The sequence below is a fragment of the Geobacillus sp. Y412MC52 genome (assembly GCF_000174795.2).
GTDB lineage: Bacteria > Bacillota > Bacilli > Bacillales > Anoxybacillaceae > Geobacillus > Geobacillus thermoleovorans.
In genome coordinates, this window is sequence record NC_014915.1 from 1,032,199 (window position 1) to 1,046,514 (window position 14,316).

The following is a 14,316-nucleotide window of genomic DNA, read 5'->3' on the forward strand; positions in this document are numbered from 1 at the left end:
CGGCCCGGTTTTGCCGTCAAGGGCGGCTCACGGCCGAGACGACGCGAACCGCCCCGATGGCTTTTTGCTGCCAAAAAGCTGGGCGCTCAAGCGTCTTATGAGCGCCCGCGCGATTCACTGGCCGCCTTGATGACGAGCCATATATAAAGGCAAAGGAACAACAGTGTCAGGAGCGGCCCGTATTGCTGCAGCAACCGCCAGCCTTCATTCCAAGCGCCGTCTTTGGCGGCGTGAAGAAACGCTGGGATGTGGGTCGGCATCCCGCCGGCTGTTTTGATGTACAACGGTTTCCAAAGCAAGTATGTAAAGGAAGCGGCAAACACTCCATGCAGCAAGCGCGCGATGAAAAACGGCTGAAAGCGGATGTTCGCTTCGGCGAGAATGCTGGCGACTTGCGCTTGGACGGAAAAACCGCCGAAAGCGAGGACGAAGCTTGTTGCCACTGCTTTTTCCATCAGCATCGCCTCATCGGTCTGACTGATCATTTGGCTGCCGAGTGTAATTTCAAACAAGCCGGAAAACACTGGGATGTCAAGCTGCTCCGGCAGCTGGGCAAGGCGGAGCAGATGGCGCAGCAATGGGGCAAGCTGTTCGGTCAAATGCATCATATACAGAAGTTTATTCATAACCGAAAAAAGAATAATAAAACCGCCGATCATTAACAGTGTTTGGACAGAAGAGCGCACGGCGTCGCCAAGAAGTTTGCCAAGCGGCTGTTCGTTTTTCAGTCGCGTGCGGTGCAGTGTGCGCAGCGCATACGGGAGCGAAAATGAGCGTGGCTGCCGCTTCGATTGCCTCTGTTCTTTTCGGATGCCGTGAAAGCGCATGATCAGCCCAACGCTAATGTTTCCTAAATAGTGGGAAACGGCCAGCACAAGGCCGAGTTGCGGGTTGTTGAAAAATCCCGCTGATACAGCTCCAAAAATAAAAAGTGGGTTGGATGAATTGGTGAACGACGAGAGCCGTTCGGCTTCAATCGTCGTCAGCTGTTTTTCCTGGTACAGGCGGGCGGTCAGCTTGGCTCCAGACGGGTAGCCGGACGCCATTCCCATGGCCCAGGCGAATCCGCCGACGCCCGGGACGCGAAACAACGGGCGCATGAGCGGCTCGAGCAAGACGCCAAGGAAGCTGACGACGCCGAAGCTGATGAGCAGCTCCGAGACGATGAAAAACGGCAAAAGCGATGGAAAGACGACCTCCCACCACATATTTAAACCGCGAATGGACGCTTCAAGCGACTGTTTTGGATAGCAAATGAGCGAAAACGCAAACAAGGTGGCGGCGGAAGCGAGCAATACGGTTTTCCATTTCGCCCCCCAATTTTGTTTCACTTTTTCCCCCCCTTTTTTGCCGTGCGGTTTCTTGTAGTACAACCTCATATAACCTAATATACGAGCATAGGGGGGCGTTTTAGACCATAAGATGAAAGCGGATAGCGCTGCGACAAAGGGGGGAGGAGGCGTGCCGCCAAAAGTCGGATTGGCGCTCGGGTCGGGAGGAGCGCGCGGGTTCGCCCATCTTGGGGTATTGAAAGTGCTCGAGGAGGAGCATATTCCGATTTCCTATTTGGCCGGCAGCAGCATCGGCGCGCTCGTCGCCGTCCTTTACGCAAGCGGCCATGGCCTCCATCGTCTCTATCGGTTGGCTCAATCGTTTCGACGCAACGATTTTCTTGACTGGACGGTGCCGAAAATGGGGCTGATCGCTGGCGAGCGCATCACGCAGTTTATTCGCTTGTTGACGAAAGGGAAACGAATCGAGGAGATGTCCCCGCCTGTGGCTGTTGTCGCCGCTGATTTGCAGACAGGGGAGAAAGTCGTGTTTCGGCAAGGGGAAGCAGCCCAGGCGGTGCGGGCGAGCATCTCGATTCCCGGCATTTTTGTGCCGGCGGAGGTGAATGGCAGACTGCTTGTCGACGGCGGCGTCGTCGACCGGGTGCCAGTGTCGGTCGTCCGAGCGATGGGAGCGGATATTGTCATCGCCGTCGATGTCTCTCCGCTCAACACAAAGGCGGAAATTGCGTCGATCGCCGATGTCATTTGGCAGAGCCTCGATATTTTGCAAGCGGAACTGGTAGCTCACCGTCAGCTCGCCTCAGACGTTATGATCCGGCCGCGAGTCGAACAGTATAGCTCGCGGGCGTTCACGGATATTGAGGAAATCATCGCTCGCGGGGAAGAGGAAGCGCGGAAGCAAGTGGGAGCGATCCGTCAAGCGATCGAACAGTGGAAGGAGCCATCACACGAATGAAGAAACGGACGTATATTGCCCTGTTTTTCTTTGGCGCCGCCCTCACCTTTCTGCTCATTTTTATGAAGCTGCCGTATTATGTGACGATGCCGGGAAGCGCGCAAAGTTTAAAGCCGCTCGTTCACGTGGAAAACGGCGACCGTGATAAGGGAACGTTTATGCTTACGACGGTGCGGATGGGGCGGGCGAATGTGATAGCGTATTTGTTTGCCCATATCCGCCCGTTTTATGAGCTTCATCCGGTCGAGGAAATCAAGCAGGAAGGGGAGAGCGACAAGGAATATACGATGCGCCAGCTTGAGCTCATGGAACAGTCGAAGGAAGCGGCGATCGTCGTCGCTTATCGCCACGCCGGAAAGCCGGTGTCGTATGAACCTCATGGCGTTTATGTCATGAGCGTCCTCCCTGATATGCCGGCCGCCGGCCGTCTAGAGACCGGCGATCGCATCGTCGCGATCGACGGAAAGCCGCTCGGCACATCGGAGCAGATGGTCAACTACATTCGCGGAAAACAAGCGGGTGATCGCGTCCGCGTCGCATTCATTCGCGGCCGGAAGCGGCAGGAAACAGAGCTCGAGCTGAAGCCGTTTCGACAGCACCCGAACCAAGTCGGCCTTGGGGTGACACTCATGACCGATTATGACGTCCGCACCGACCCGCCGGTTGACGTGGAGTCGGAACAAATCGGCGGACCGTCGGCTGGGCTCATGTTTTCACTTGAAATTTACAACCAACTTGTCGATGAAGATATTACAAAAGGTCATAAAATCGCCGGCACCGGGACGATTGATCTTGACGGAAACGTCGGGCCGATCGGCGGTGTTTCGCAAAAAGTCGTGGCCGCTGACCGCGAAGGAGCCGAGGTGTTTTTCGCCCCGAACGAACATGGTGCGCCGACGTCGAACTATCGCGAGGCGGTGCGGACGGCGAAAAAAATCGGGACGCATATGAAAATCGTCCCGGTCGATACGTTCGACGAGGCAGTTCGTTATTTGCGTTCGATGCCGGAAACGTAAATCGGCGCCGTGGCGTATTCTTCTTTCAGCGCGGCGCTGTAGAGCGGCTCCGGAAAAGCGGCGGCGTACACAGCTGCCGCTCTTTTTTCTTGCTCATAAAGAGGGTCGCCGTTGAGTTTGGATGCTCTGGCGACGAGCGGGAGCGCAGCGCTTTTTTTCACCTGCTTTAAGTAGCGGCGGCCGGTTTCACTCATGCCGAGCAGCCGGATATAGGTCGGGTTGGCCGCTTTGGCTTGCTCCTCCTTTGTGAAATTCGTCAACACATGCGCGCATAGGCGTTGCAGCCTTGTCCAGGTGTATCGCTTCGTTTTGACAGCGGCGATGAAGGCGGCAAACGTTTCGGCGTGGGCGATGTGTTGCTTCAGCCGGTGTTCGATCCCTTCCTCCACGCCGGCGATGCGGCGCAAGTCGGCCTCTGTGGCGGTCAACAGCCGATATTTTAGGAGCGGAAAATACACTTCCCAATCGTGAAAGCGCCCGTATGTCTCCCGGTATTGGCGGAGTTGTTCGAGCACAGCGGGCGGAACGTACGCCGCGATCGACTCGAGACGACCGGTTTGTCGCAATGTTTTCCGCAGGCTGGTGGCGCTCGCAATCGACGGGTGGGAAAATGATTCGTCATGATAGCCGGCGGCCAGCCGCGGAATCGTGCGCGGCATCATCGCCAGCTTGTTTTGCCAAATGGCTTTCACATACGCGAAACCAAGCACGTTGTTTGGCTTGGACAAATCAAGCGGAGCGGCGCCGAACTTTTGCCACGCTTCAGCGGCGGCTTTCGGAAAGCTTTGTCCGCGCGAAAGCCCGGTGCGGATGAGGGAATCGAACGTTTCCTTCTGTTCAAGCCATGTTTTGGCCGCGGATAAAAAAGCGGAAATTTCCCCCGATTCGCTGCCAAAGCAAAGCTCTTGGCAGCCGATCGCCGAAAGCAGCTGCACCGCCCCATGTGCGAACTGTTCAGCCGCTTGCACAGCGAAGGCGTACGGCAGCTCGATGACCACATCTACGCCGGCGGCGAGCGCCATTTTGGCCCGCGCCCATTTGGAGACGATGGCCGGCTCACCGCGCTGCAAGAAGTTTCCGCTCATAACGGCGATCAAACAGTCCGCATCTGTCTTTTGCCTCGTTTCGTTCAAATGGTGGAAATGACCGTTGTGAAACGGGTTGTATTCCACGATCACGCCGACGGCTTTCACCTTTTTTCGCTCCTTTCATGGCGATTCGCGCGGCTTGGCCGCAACGAAATGGCTGTCTATTCTATCTGAACTTAGTATGGAATAGAAAGCGGCGAAGATCAACGGCAACATGCGGTGAGGACAGCAAAAGAAACGAAGGGGTCGACCGTTTTCCGATGTCCGCGCGCCGACCGTGCATGTTCGGAATGGCATTTGGAAATGATGGGAGTATGCCGTTCTTTTCCCAAGGAATGAGTGGTTGTAAAGAAAAAACATTGACAAAACTAGAAACGAAACGTATAATTTTATTCGTTGCCTTGAGGTGATGATATGAAATGGACGGTCCAACAGCTTCGCCGTTTTCAACATAAGGAAATGGCGATTGATGAGACGGTCGATGTGTCCGATTTAAAACAAATTGACACGTTGATCCGCGATATTTCGCCGGTGCACGTCCAAGGAAAAGCGGATGTCGGGTCGACGAAATTCACGTTTCATTTGACGTTGTCTGGAACGATGGTGTTGCCTTGTTCGCGGACGCTTGTCGATGTGGCGTATCCGTTTTCCATTCAGACGACAGAGACGTTTTTTGCGGATGGCAGCGGCATCGTGGAGACTGATGAGGACACCCATATGGTGGCGGGGGACACGATTGATTTGAATCCCATCATCCGCGAGTTGATTTTGCTTGAAATCCCGTTGCAGCTTATCGCCGAAGGACCGGTTGCCGGCGGAGCTCCGCAACATGGGGAAGGATGGGACGTTCTGTCGGAAGAAGAATGGGAGAAAGCGATGCAAGAGCGGGAAAAGAAAGTAGATCCTCGCCTTGCAGGGCTGGCCAAGTTTTTCGAGGAAAAACGAGAGGAATGATCGTGAGTCGGCGTTGCCGGCCGATGGCGCCGAATATTGCGCACCGTCCGGCAGCCGCCTTGTGTGCCGGCGGACGGCGGCCTCGAGGTTGACTGATCCGCCGGCATGGATATGCCAAAATGCGCCCGACAAGGAGGTGGGAATGATGGCAGTACCTTTTAGAAGAACATCGAAAACGAGAAAACGGCTGCGCCGCACGCACTTTAAACTGCAAGTGCCAGGCATGGTGCAATGCCCGAACTGCGGCGAATGGAAATTGGCGCACCGCGTCTGCAAAGCATGCGGAACATACAAAGGAAGAGATGTCGTCAACAAATAATGGCCGACATCGAACGACAGGCTGTCCGAAAAGAGGACAGCCTTTTTGATTGTCTGCAAAAAATCAACGCTGTTCGTCCAGGCGGCAGTTTTTTTTCGTCGTGAGGCAGGAAATTGAAGAGAACGCGCCCAATTCATTGATGAAGAAAGGAGAGACGTGCTGATGGAAGCCATGTTGGAGCATCATGACGGCATTGCGCTGTTTACGATTTGCCGTCCAGAGAAACGGAATGCGATCAATTTTGCCGTGATGGGGGCGCTTGAGGAGGCGATGGAACAGGCGGCGGCTGATCCACAGGTGAAAGTGTTCGCCATTACCGGCGCCGGCAGCGAGGCGTTTTGCTCCGGCGGCGATTTAAGTGAGTTTGGGCATTTGCGCGGCACGGAGGCAAGACAGATGCTCATGCGCATGGGAGAGCTGCTGTACAGGCTGCTGACGTTTCCGAAGCCGACGGCCGCCCTTGTCAACGGAACAGCGATGGGGGGCGGCTGCGAGCTGGCGACCGCTTGCGATTTTCGCTTTGCCAAAGAAGGAAGCCGGATCGGATTTGTGCAAGGCCGGCTTGGCATTACGACCGGCTGGGGAGGAGCGTCGATGCTGTTTGCCAAACTTCCGTACGGGCGGGCGCTTGACTTATTGCTGCGCGCCGAGCCGATGACGGCGGAGGCGATGGAAGCGTGCGGTTGGGTTGACGCCATCCTACCAGCCGAACATTGGCGCGAACAATGGCGTGAACGGCTGGCGCCTTATGCGGAGCGGTCGCTTTCCGTCTTGCAGGCATATAAGGCCGCAGCCGGCGAAAAATGGCGAACAGCTTGGTTTCGAGAGCAGTTTTTCGCCGAGATCGCCCGTTGCGCCGAGCTGTGGGGGTCGGCCGAACATGAACAGGCATTGCGTCCTTTTTTGTGTAAGAAGTAATTTTTTCCTTCTACCGTTTCTACTAGCCGCATACATATAATGACAAAGCGGCGATAAGGGGGGAAGGGGATGACGGGAGTGCGTCAAGACGCATGGACGAAAGAAGAGGATGAGTTGTTGGCGAATGTTGTGCTTCAGTATATTCGCGAAGGCGGCACCCAGCTGGAGGCGTTTGCCGAAGTCGGGCGGCGCTTGTCGCGGACGGCGGCAGCGTGCGGATTTCGCTGGAATTCGTGCGTTCGCAAGCAGTACAAGGAGGAGATCGAGCAAGCCAAGCAAGAACGGAAGATGCGAAAAAAAGAAACCCCATCGACAAAGGAAAGCGAGGGGCAGGCGAAGGTGGAAACGGCAGTCAAAAGCCATTTGTCATGGGCGGAAGTGCTGGCCTTTTTGCAAGCTGAGGAGCAAAAGGCGCGCGACGCCCGACGGACGGCCGATGAAAACCGGGCGCTCAAAAACGATATGGAGCAGCTGCAGCAAATGGTAACGAAGTTGCAAATGGAAAAAGAATCGCTGCAAAAACAACTAGCTGCGATCCAGGAGGAGTATAAAACGCTGCTTTCCATTATGGAGCGGGCGCGCAAAATGGTGACAGACAGCGGGAAACCGGCGCCGAATGCAGTGGCTGAAGGCGTCGACGAAGGGTAAAGGCTGGCTTTTCGCCGGCTTTTTTTCTTAACGAAAGAAGAAGATCTCTGCTAAAATAAGGCTAACGCCATGTTGCAAGAAAGCGGGGGAGAAGGATTGAACATTGGGATTGTCGGCGGCGGAGCAATCGGATTGCTGCTCGCCGCTTATCTTGGGCGGCGCCATGGGGTGACGGTCTATACGAGGCGTCCGTCCCAAGCAAGGCAGCTTGCCGAACATGGTGTGGCGCTGAAAAAAGATGGCGAGACATCGGTCGTGGCGGTGCGCGCGCAGCCGTTTGCTGGAGCGGAGCTGGACGAGCCGCTCGTGTTTGTGACCGTCAAACAGTACGATCTCGCTTCCGTCTGTGCGCAAATCGACGCGTTTCGCCGCGTTCGCACGCTCGTTTTTTTGCAAAACGGCATGGGGCATCTCGAGCAGTTGACGATGTTTGCCGACAAAAATGTCCTCGTCGGCGTCGTGGAGCATGGTGCCATGAAGCTGGATGACCGGACGGTGGCGCATACGGGCGCCGGAAAGCTGACACTTGCTTCCCGCTATGGTTCATTTGGCGACGCCTGGGAGCTTCGGGAAGGGGAGCGCGGCTTTCCGATCGAATGGGCCGATGATTGGGAGCGCATTCTTGTGGACAAGCTTGTCGTCAACGCAGTCATCAATCCGCTCACCGCTCTATTGCAAGTGAGAAACGGGGCGCTGCTAGAAACGGCTCCGTACCGCGATATGATGAGGCAGCTGTTTGATGAGGTGCAGAACGTGCTGCCGCTTGAAGACGCCAATCGGGCGTGGGAGCGCGTCGTCCGCATATGCCAAAAAACAGCGGACAACTATTCGTCGATGTATATGGACTTGGCGAACGGGCGCCGGACGGAGATTGACGCCATTTTGGGCTATGTGTTGAAACAAGGGGAGGCGCGCGGCGCTATGCTGCCGGTCGTCCGCTTTGTCTTTTGCGCGGTGAAAGGGAAGGAAGGGGGAGAGACGGATGGGTGATTGGCTCGCTTCGACGCTGGCGACGTTTGTGACCGCGCCGCTTCTGCTGTTTTTGCTCGTCTACTTCGGAGCACGCTTGGTCGGCAGGCGGAGGCGGGCAGCGTTTTACGCCGCGGTCAACGCTGCGACTGCTTTTTTCATCGCCGCTGTCTATTTTTTGCTGACAGTGCTGTTTGGGAAATCGTACTTCGTTCCTCTTCTTCTCTTTTTGTTTGGTCTGCACGCGGCGATCGCGCTTGGCTATTGGCGGAAAACGGCGGACTTTCGTTTGCGGACGGTGTTCCGCGTCTTTTGGCGGGCGAGTTTTCTTATTTTTGCCTCCCTTTACGCCGGGCTGCTTGTATACGGAATGGCCATGCGCGTTGCGATGAGCCTTTAGTGTGGCCGAGCAAGCTTTTTTTCTCTTGGCCATAAACGTGCTATACTCATGAAAGAATACATAAGAAAGGGAGTTTTTCGCCATGGAAGTTCGCGAAATTCCGTTGCCAGCAGCGACGAAATTGGCGGCTGATTACATAACCGGCGCGTTTCCAGCAGAGAGCGGCTTCGCTTATGCCCAGGCGGACGATGAAGCGTTTTGTCGGCGGTTGGCCTATTTGCAAGGAAGAACCTATGACCGAGAAGGGCTTGCCGACTATTTGCGCGCTTATCACCGGCGCTTCTCGGCGAGTGTGGCTACGATGGCAAACATTGAGAAACTGCGCAACGAGCGAAGCGTCGTCATTGTCGGCGGGCAGCAAGCCGGGCTGTTGACCGGGCCGCTGTATACGATTTATAAGATCATCACCATCATCCAGCTTGCCAAAGAGCAGGAACGGAAATTGGGCGTGCCGGTCGTGCCGCTGTTTTGGATCGCCGGCGAAGATCATGACATCGCGGAAATCAATCACGTTTATGTTGTTGAGGAAGGAGAAGTAAAAAAAGCAGCGTACCCACACAAAACGAACGAAAAACGGATGGCCGCCGATGTGCCGCTGGACCGGATGGCTGCGAAAGAGTGGGTCGAGCGCGTCGTCAAAACGTATGGGGAAACGGACGTGACGAATGAGCTGCTCTTCTTTTTGTCATCGTGTCTTGATGAGGCGCGCACGTTTGTCGACTTTTTTGCCGCCATTGTGCTCCGGTTGTTCGCTGATCACGGTTTAGTTGTTTTGAACGCTGGCGATGCGGCGGTGCGGCCGCTTGAGCGCCGCTTTTTCGCCGCGCTCATTGAACGCCATCGCGATGTGACGGCCGTGGTGCTCGCTCAGCAAGAGGCGTTGCGCGCGCTCGGATATGCGCCGCTGATTGAAATCGGTCGTGACGCGGCCAACTTGTTTTATTACGACGGCCGTGAACGTTCGCTTTTGCAGTATGATGAGGAACGCGGCCTGTTTCACAATAAAGCGGGAACTCTCGTTTGGACAAGAGAAGAGCTGCTTGAGCTTGCCGAAACGAATCCGGCCCGTTTAAGCAACAATGTCGTCACCCGTCCGCTCATGCAAGAGCATTTGCTGCCGACGCTCGCTTTCGTTGCCGGACCGGGGGAGATCGCTTATTGGGCGGAATTGAAAGAGGCGTTTCCGCTTTTCGACCTAGAAATGCCTCCGGTCGTGCCGCGTCTGCAGGCGACGATCGTCAGCCGTTCGCTGCAAACCGACCTGTCCGATATCGGCCTTGAGGTGGCTGATGTATTGTCCGGGCGGCTCGATGAAGCAAAGCGGGAGTGGCGGGAGGCGACCGCTCAAGCGCCGCTTGCTTCGGCGTTTGCCAAAGCGAAGGCGGACATTGACGCGGCGCACCGGCCGCTCCGTGAGCTTGGGGTGGCGATTGACCGCGGATTGGAGGGATTGGTGGCGAAAAATGCCGCCATCATTCAGGCGCAAATCGAGTTTCTTCAGCACGCGCTCGAGCGGGCGCTGTTGCGCAAACATGAGGCGGAGTGGCGGAAATTTTGGCGCATCGAGACGTCGCTTCGGCCGAACGGTGCGCTCCAGGAGCGGGTTTGGAACGTGTTTTATTACATCAACCGCTACGGATTTGATTTTGTAGAAAAACTTTTGGCCATTCGCAGTCCTGGCAATGGAATGCATAAAATTGTATATATGTGAGGCTTTTTCAAAGAAAAAGTCGAAAAGAAACATCCTGCTTTGAGCAGGATTTTCTTTTTTGTGAAATGAATTGTAAAAAAACAATATTGGCTCTTCACCAAAAGTTGTACTTGATTTTTTCTGAACATACCCTATTTACGCTTGTGAGGGAAAATCAACAAATCAGTGATTTTTGCACATCTTTGTGCAGGAAACCGTATTGCTTGTCAAGTACATGTTGTGGTGAAGAGCCACAATATTCACGAAATGGAAATAAAAGTAAAGGGATGAAGCCGCCAGGATGGCCGTGATTGGTCCGTCCGACAAAAAGAAACAAAAAAGGACGGTTTTTTACAAAAAAAGCTAAAATTTTGTCCATCTTTGCGATATAATAAGGAGGCGGCCACTGGCCGATGTGAGTGTGGCTTTATGCAACGAAGGTGGTGGACATGTGTTTCAACATACAACAGTGTTGCTGAAAGAGGCAGTCGATGGGCTGAACATCCGCCCTGACGGCATTTACGTCGATTGTACGCTGGGCGGCGGCGGCCATAGCGAGTATTTGCTCTCCCGTTTGTCGGCACGTGGGAAGTTGTTTGCCTTTGACCAAGACGAAGCCGCCATCATGCATGCGCGCGAACGGCTCGCCCGCTACGGCCGGCAAGTGCAGTTTGTGCACCGGAACTTCCGGTTTTTGCAAGAGGAGCTTTCGGCGCTTGGCGTCAAGTCCGTCGATGGCGTCTTGTTTGATTTGGGTGTTTCTTCACCGCAGCTCGACGAACCCGAGCGCGGCTTCAGCTATCAGCACGATGCGCCGCTTGATATGCGGATGGACCGCAAGCAGCGGCTGACGGCGGCGGAGATTGTCAACCGCTGGCCATACGAGGAGCTCGTCCGCATCTTTTTCCGTTACGGCGAAGAGAAGTTTTCGAAGCAAGTGGCGCGCAAAATCGAGGAAGTGCGCCGCACGAGGCCGATTAAAACGACGGGGGAGCTCGTTGATGTGATTAAGGAAGCGATTCCCGCCCCGGCGCGCCGAAGCGGCGGACACCCGGCCAAACGCATTTTTCAGGCGCTTCGCATCGCGGTCAACGACGAACTTGAGGCGTTTCGCGAGGCGCTCGAGCAGGCGATCGAACTGCTTGCATCCGGCGGCCGGGTGAGCGTCATTACGTTTCATTCGCTTGAAGACCGCATTTGCAAAGAAACGTTTAAAAAGGCGAGCGAAAGCCCGCCATTGCCCCCGGGGCTTCCGGTTCTCCCCGACGACTACCGCCCCGTGCTGAAAATCATTACAAAAAAACCGATCGTTCCTTCCGAGGAAGAGCTCGAACGAAACCGTCGCGCCCGTTCGGCCAAACTCCGCATTGCCGAAAAGCTGTAGATGACGAAAATAGCGGGGAAACACAACCAAATTTCAATGCGGGCGCCGCCCATTGCGGCGAAAAACGAATGCATGGAGAAACAGGAGGGGAAAAATGTGAACGATGCAGCAGTCAAAGTCGCGCGCGAACAACGACATCCGGCGTCACCGCCAAGCCCGAAGACCCGGCGGAAGCAACGCTTTCGCCTGTCGCTGGCTGAAAAGATGCTGTTTGTGTTGTTTTGCTTGTTTGTTTTCTATGCGGCGGTTCATATCGTCTCGAACCAAGTGCGCATTTACGAATTGAACAAAGGGGTGCAAAAGCTCGAGGCGTCGATTGACGAGCAGAAAAAGGAGAACAATGACCTATATGTCGAGGTGCAACGGCTGAGCGCGTACGAGCGCATTTTGCAAAAGGCAAAAGAGCTCGGTTTGTCGCTCAACGAAAACCATGTGAAAGTTGTGCAGGAATGATCGGCGATGGAGGCAAGAAAGCATCGCAACACCCATCAAGGAGCGTTCATCCTGTTTTGCCTGTTCGGCTTCCTCTTTTCTCTGTTGTTCGCCCGCTTTGTGCAGCTTGAATGGACCGGCAAAGCGGACGGCCAAACGCTGGCTGTGATCGCGGAGCGGCAGCATCAACAAACGCGGACGATCAAGGCGAAGCGCGGAACGATTTTCGACCGCAACGGCGCCGTTTTGGCTGAAGATGTGCCGTCGTATACGGTTGTGGCCGTTTTGGATCCGAAGATGACAACCGATCCGGATCATCCGCACCATGTGGTCGATCCGAAAAAAACAGCGGAACAACTCGCCCCGCTTCTTGGCATGGACGTCGAGGCGATGGAGCGCATTTTGACCAAAAAAGCGAAGCAAGTCGAGTTTGGGTCCTACGGCCGCAACATCAGTTTTGAGCTGAAACGGAAAATCGAAGCGCTCCATTTGCCAGGCATCGCTTTCATCCGCGACACGAGCCGGTTTTATCCGAACGGCGTGTTTGCGTCGCACGTCATCGGCTACGCGCAAAAAAATGAAGCCAACGAAACGGTCGGCAAAATGGGCGTGGAAAAAGAACTTGACCGGTATTTGCGTGAAAAAGACGGCTATGTGTCGTTTGCCGGCGACGCAAACGGCTTCCGCCTCCCCGGGGGCAAAGAGCGCATTGTCAAGCCGGACAATGGGGCAAACGTCTATTTGACGATCGACGGAAAGATTCAATCGTTTTTGGAAGATGCGATGAGCAGTGTCGAGAAGCAATACAAGCCGAAAAAAATGATCGCCATCGTCGCTGATCCAAAAACAGGGAAAATTTTGGCGATGGCGACGCGTCCGAGCTTCGACCCAAACAAGCGTGATATTACGAACTTTTTAAATGACGCCATTTCCTATCCGTATGAGCCGGGATCGACGATGAAAGTGTTCACGCTCGCGGCGGCCATCAACGAAGGAGTGTATAACGGCAACGAAACGTATCGCTCCGGTTCCTACAAAGTTGGGCCGAACACGATCCGCGACCATAACGATGTCGGCTGGGGGACGATCACGTTTAATGAAGGGGTGCAGCGCTCTTCAAACGTCGCCTTTTCGATTTTAGTGAAAGAAAAGCTTGGTGAAGATCGGTTTTTGCAATATTTGCACCGTTTCCATTTTGACCGGAAAACGGGCATCGATTTGCCGAACGAAGCGGTCGGGCAAATCCGCTATCGCTACCCGATTGAACGAATTACGACCGGATTCGGCCAAGGGACATCGGTGACGCCAATCCAGCAAATCCAAGCGGCGACGGCGATCGCCAACGATGGGAAAATGATGAAGCCGTATGTCATCGAGAAAGTCGTCGACCCAGACAGCGGCAAAGTCGTGCTCGATCATGGGCCGACCGTGGTCGGCGAGCCGATTACGGCGGAAACCGCGCGCAAAGTGCGCGCCATTTTAGAGACGGTCGTCACGTCCGAGCACGGCACCGGCCGTCCGTACCAAATCAACGGCTACCGCGTCGCCGGCAAAACGGGGACGGCGCAAATTCCGTCGGCTTCCGGGGGCTATTTGACCGGACGGGAAAACTACATTTTTTCGTTTTTAGGCATGGCGCCGACGGATGATCCGAAGCTTCTCATGTATGTGGCGGTCCAACAGCCGCACCTCGATGTGACCGAAACCGGAGCGGCGCCGGTGTCGCAAATTTTTACGACGGTGATGAAAAGCAGTTTGCAATATTTGCATATTGAACCGAACGGGGAAAAACGAATGAAAGCAAAGACTGCAAAACCGCAGGCGCTTGATTCATGGATCGGCCAGCCGGCGGCTTCGGCAGCAGAGCAGCTGAAGGAAAAGGGATATGTGCCGGTCGTGATCGGCCGCGGCAAATATGTTGACCAGCAGCTTCCGCAAGGCGGCGATCACGTTCTTTTGGGCGAACGGGTCGTGTTAAAAACGGACGGGGCGGCAACGATGCCGGATTTGCGCGGCTTCTCGCTGCGCGACGCTATGAAAGTGGCCAACGTTCTGGGCTTGCGGCCGAGCACGAAAGGGACCGGCTATGTCGTCAGCCAAAACATTCGTCCGGGAGCGGAGGTGCGCAAAGGCGATTATTTAATTGTTGAATTGGCTCCGCCGCGCCAATGGGAGAAAGCGGCGGCGGAGAAGGAGAAAGAGGCGGCTTTACGGAAAGAAGCCGAGCCGCACGAATGATTTTTGCCGT

14 protein-coding genes are annotated in these 14,316 nt (G+C 55.1%); 12 read left to right on the top strand and 2 right to left on the bottom strand.

The window, feature by feature from the left end; genetic code table 11:
* Positions 1-95 precede the first annotated feature (95 nt).
* Positions 96-1,331 carry a sporulation integral membrane protein YlbJ gene (gene ylbJ / locus GYMC52_RS05235; protein ID WP_013145864.1) on the bottom strand — a complete coding sequence of 412 codons (1,236 nt, stop codon included), beginning with the start codon at positions 1,329-1,331 and terminating at the stop codon, positions 96-98.
* 130 nt (positions 1,332-1,461) lie between these two features.
* On the opposite strand from ylbJ, the gene GYMC52_RS05240 reads away from it, so the two are divergent.
* Together GYMC52_RS05240 and GYMC52_RS05245 are read left to right on the top strand one after the other, a co-directional pair.
* Positions 1,462-2,250 (top strand): patatin-like phospholipase family protein, encoded by a 789-nt coding sequence (locus GYMC52_RS05240; RefSeq protein ID WP_013145863.1) that lies wholly within the window; start codon positions 1,462-1,464, stop codon positions 2,248-2,250.
* Complete coding sequence (locus tag GYMC52_RS05245) at positions 2,247-3,266, top strand: SepM family pheromone-processing serine protease (RefSeq protein ID WP_011230602.1); 1,020 nt, start codon at positions 2,247-2,249, stop codon at positions 3,264-3,266. The genes GYMC52_RS05240 and GYMC52_RS05245 overlap by 4 nt, the downstream gene beginning before the upstream one ends.
* On the opposite strand, the gene GYMC52_RS05250 is transcribed toward GYMC52_RS05245, so the two are convergent.
* Positions 3,239-4,459 carry a nucleotidyltransferase gene (locus GYMC52_RS05250; protein ID WP_013523328.1) on the bottom strand — a complete coding sequence of 407 codons (1,221 nt, stop codon included), beginning with the start codon at positions 4,457-4,459 and terminating at the stop codon, positions 3,239-3,241. The two genes, GYMC52_RS05245 and GYMC52_RS05250, sit on opposite strands and share 28 nt — an antisense overlap.
* A gap of 309 nt (positions 4,460-4,768) precedes the next feature.
* Between GYMC52_RS05250 and GYMC52_RS05255 the strand changes: the two genes are divergently transcribed.
* The 10 genes from GYMC52_RS05255 to GYMC52_RS05300 all read left to right on the top strand — a co-directional run bounded on the left by GYMC52_RS05255 (position 4,769) and on the right by GYMC52_RS05300 (position 14,306).
* On the top strand, positions 4,769-5,308 hold the full coding sequence (locus GYMC52_RS05255; protein WP_013523329.1) for a YceD family protein: 540 nt from the start codon (positions 4,769-4,771) through the stop codon (positions 5,306-5,308).
* Between the two features lie 145 nt (positions 5,309-5,453).
* On the top strand, positions 5,454-5,627 hold the full coding sequence (gene rpmF / locus GYMC52_RS05260) for a 50S ribosomal protein L32 (protein WP_011230605.1): 174 nt from the start codon (positions 5,454-5,456) through the stop codon (positions 5,625-5,627).
* Between the two features lie 162 nt (positions 5,628-5,789).
* On the top strand, positions 5,790-6,545 hold the full coding sequence (locus tag GYMC52_RS05265; protein WP_013145859.1) for an enoyl-CoA hydratase/isomerase family protein: 756 nt from the start codon (positions 5,790-5,792) through the stop codon (positions 6,543-6,545).
* Positions 6,546-6,614: 69 nt separating this feature from the next.
* Positions 6,615-7,193 carry an RsfA family transcriptional regulator gene (locus tag GYMC52_RS05270; protein ID WP_013145858.1) on the top strand — a complete coding sequence of 193 codons (579 nt, stop codon included), beginning with the start codon at positions 6,615-6,617 and terminating at the stop codon, positions 7,191-7,193.
* Between the two features lie 69 nt (positions 7,194-7,262).
* The gene (locus tag GYMC52_RS05275) at positions 7,263-8,183 is read left to right on the top strand and encodes a 2-dehydropantoate 2-reductase (RefSeq protein ID WP_013523330.1); all 921 of its coding nucleotides are present in this window, start codon (positions 7,263-7,265) and stop codon (positions 8,181-8,183) included.
* Positions 8,176-8,562, top strand: coding sequence for a DUF3397 domain-containing protein (locus tag GYMC52_RS05280; protein ID WP_013145856.1), 387 nt, complete (start codon positions 8,176-8,178; stop codon positions 8,560-8,562). The genes GYMC52_RS05275 and GYMC52_RS05280 overlap by 8 nt, the downstream gene beginning before the upstream one ends.
* An 82-nt stretch (positions 8,563-8,644) precedes the next feature.
* Positions 8,645-10,273, top strand: a complete 1,629-nt coding sequence (gene bshC, locus GYMC52_RS05285) for a bacillithiol biosynthesis cysteine-adding enzyme BshC (RefSeq protein ID WP_013523331.1) — start codon at positions 8,645-8,647, stop codon at positions 10,271-10,273.
* A gap of 430 nt (positions 10,274-10,703) precedes the next feature.
* A complete protein-coding gene (gene rsmH / locus GYMC52_RS05290; protein ID WP_013145854.1) occupies positions 10,704-11,636 on the top strand; it encodes a 16S rRNA (cytosine(1402)-N(4))-methyltransferase RsmH in 933 nt (310 codons plus the stop codon).
* 96 nt (positions 11,637-11,732) lie between these two features.
* Positions 11,733-12,089, top strand: coding sequence for a cell division protein FtsL (ftsL, locus tag GYMC52_RS05295; protein WP_013145853.1), 357 nt, complete (start codon positions 11,733-11,735; stop codon positions 12,087-12,089).
* A gap of 6 nt (positions 12,090-12,095) precedes the next feature.
* Positions 12,096-14,306, top strand: a complete 2,211-nt coding sequence (locus GYMC52_RS05300) for a penicillin-binding protein (RefSeq protein WP_013523332.1) — start codon at positions 12,096-12,098, stop codon at positions 14,304-14,306.
* The last annotated feature ends 10 nt before the right edge of the window (positions 14,307-14,316 follow it).

Coding starts and splice junctions, on each gene's coding strand:
- GYMC52_RS05245 (WP_011230602.1), top strand. CDS start 2,247: ATGAAGAAACGGACGTATATTGCCCTGTTTTTCTTTGGCGCCGCCCTC.
- GYMC52_RS05255 (WP_013523329.1), top strand. CDS start 4,769: ATGAAATGGACGGTCCAACAGCTTCGCCGTTTTCAACATAAGGAAATG.
- rpmF (WP_011230605.1), top strand. CDS start 5,454: ATGGCAGTACCTTTTAGAAGAACATCGAAAACGAGAAAACGGCTGCGC.
- GYMC52_RS05265 (WP_013145859.1), top strand. CDS start 5,790: ATGGAAGCCATGTTGGAGCATCATGACGGCATTGCGCTGTTTACGATT.
- GYMC52_RS05270 (WP_013145858.1), top strand. CDS start 6,615: ATGACGGGAGTGCGTCAAGACGCATGGACGAAAGAAGAGGATGAGTTG.
- GYMC52_RS05275 (WP_013523330.1), top strand. CDS start 7,263: ATGTTGCAAGAAAGCGGGGGAGAAGGATTGAACATTGGGATTGTCGGC.
- GYMC52_RS05280 (WP_013145856.1), top strand. CDS start 8,176: ATGGGTGATTGGCTCGCTTCGACGCTGGCGACGTTTGTGACCGCGCCG.
- bshC (WP_013523331.1), top strand. CDS start 8,645: ATGGAAGTTCGCGAAATTCCGTTGCCAGCAGCGACGAAATTGGCGGCT.
- GYMC52_RS05300 (WP_013523332.1), top strand. CDS start 12,096: ATGGAGGCAAGAAAGCATCGCAACACCCATCAAGGAGCGTTCATCCTG.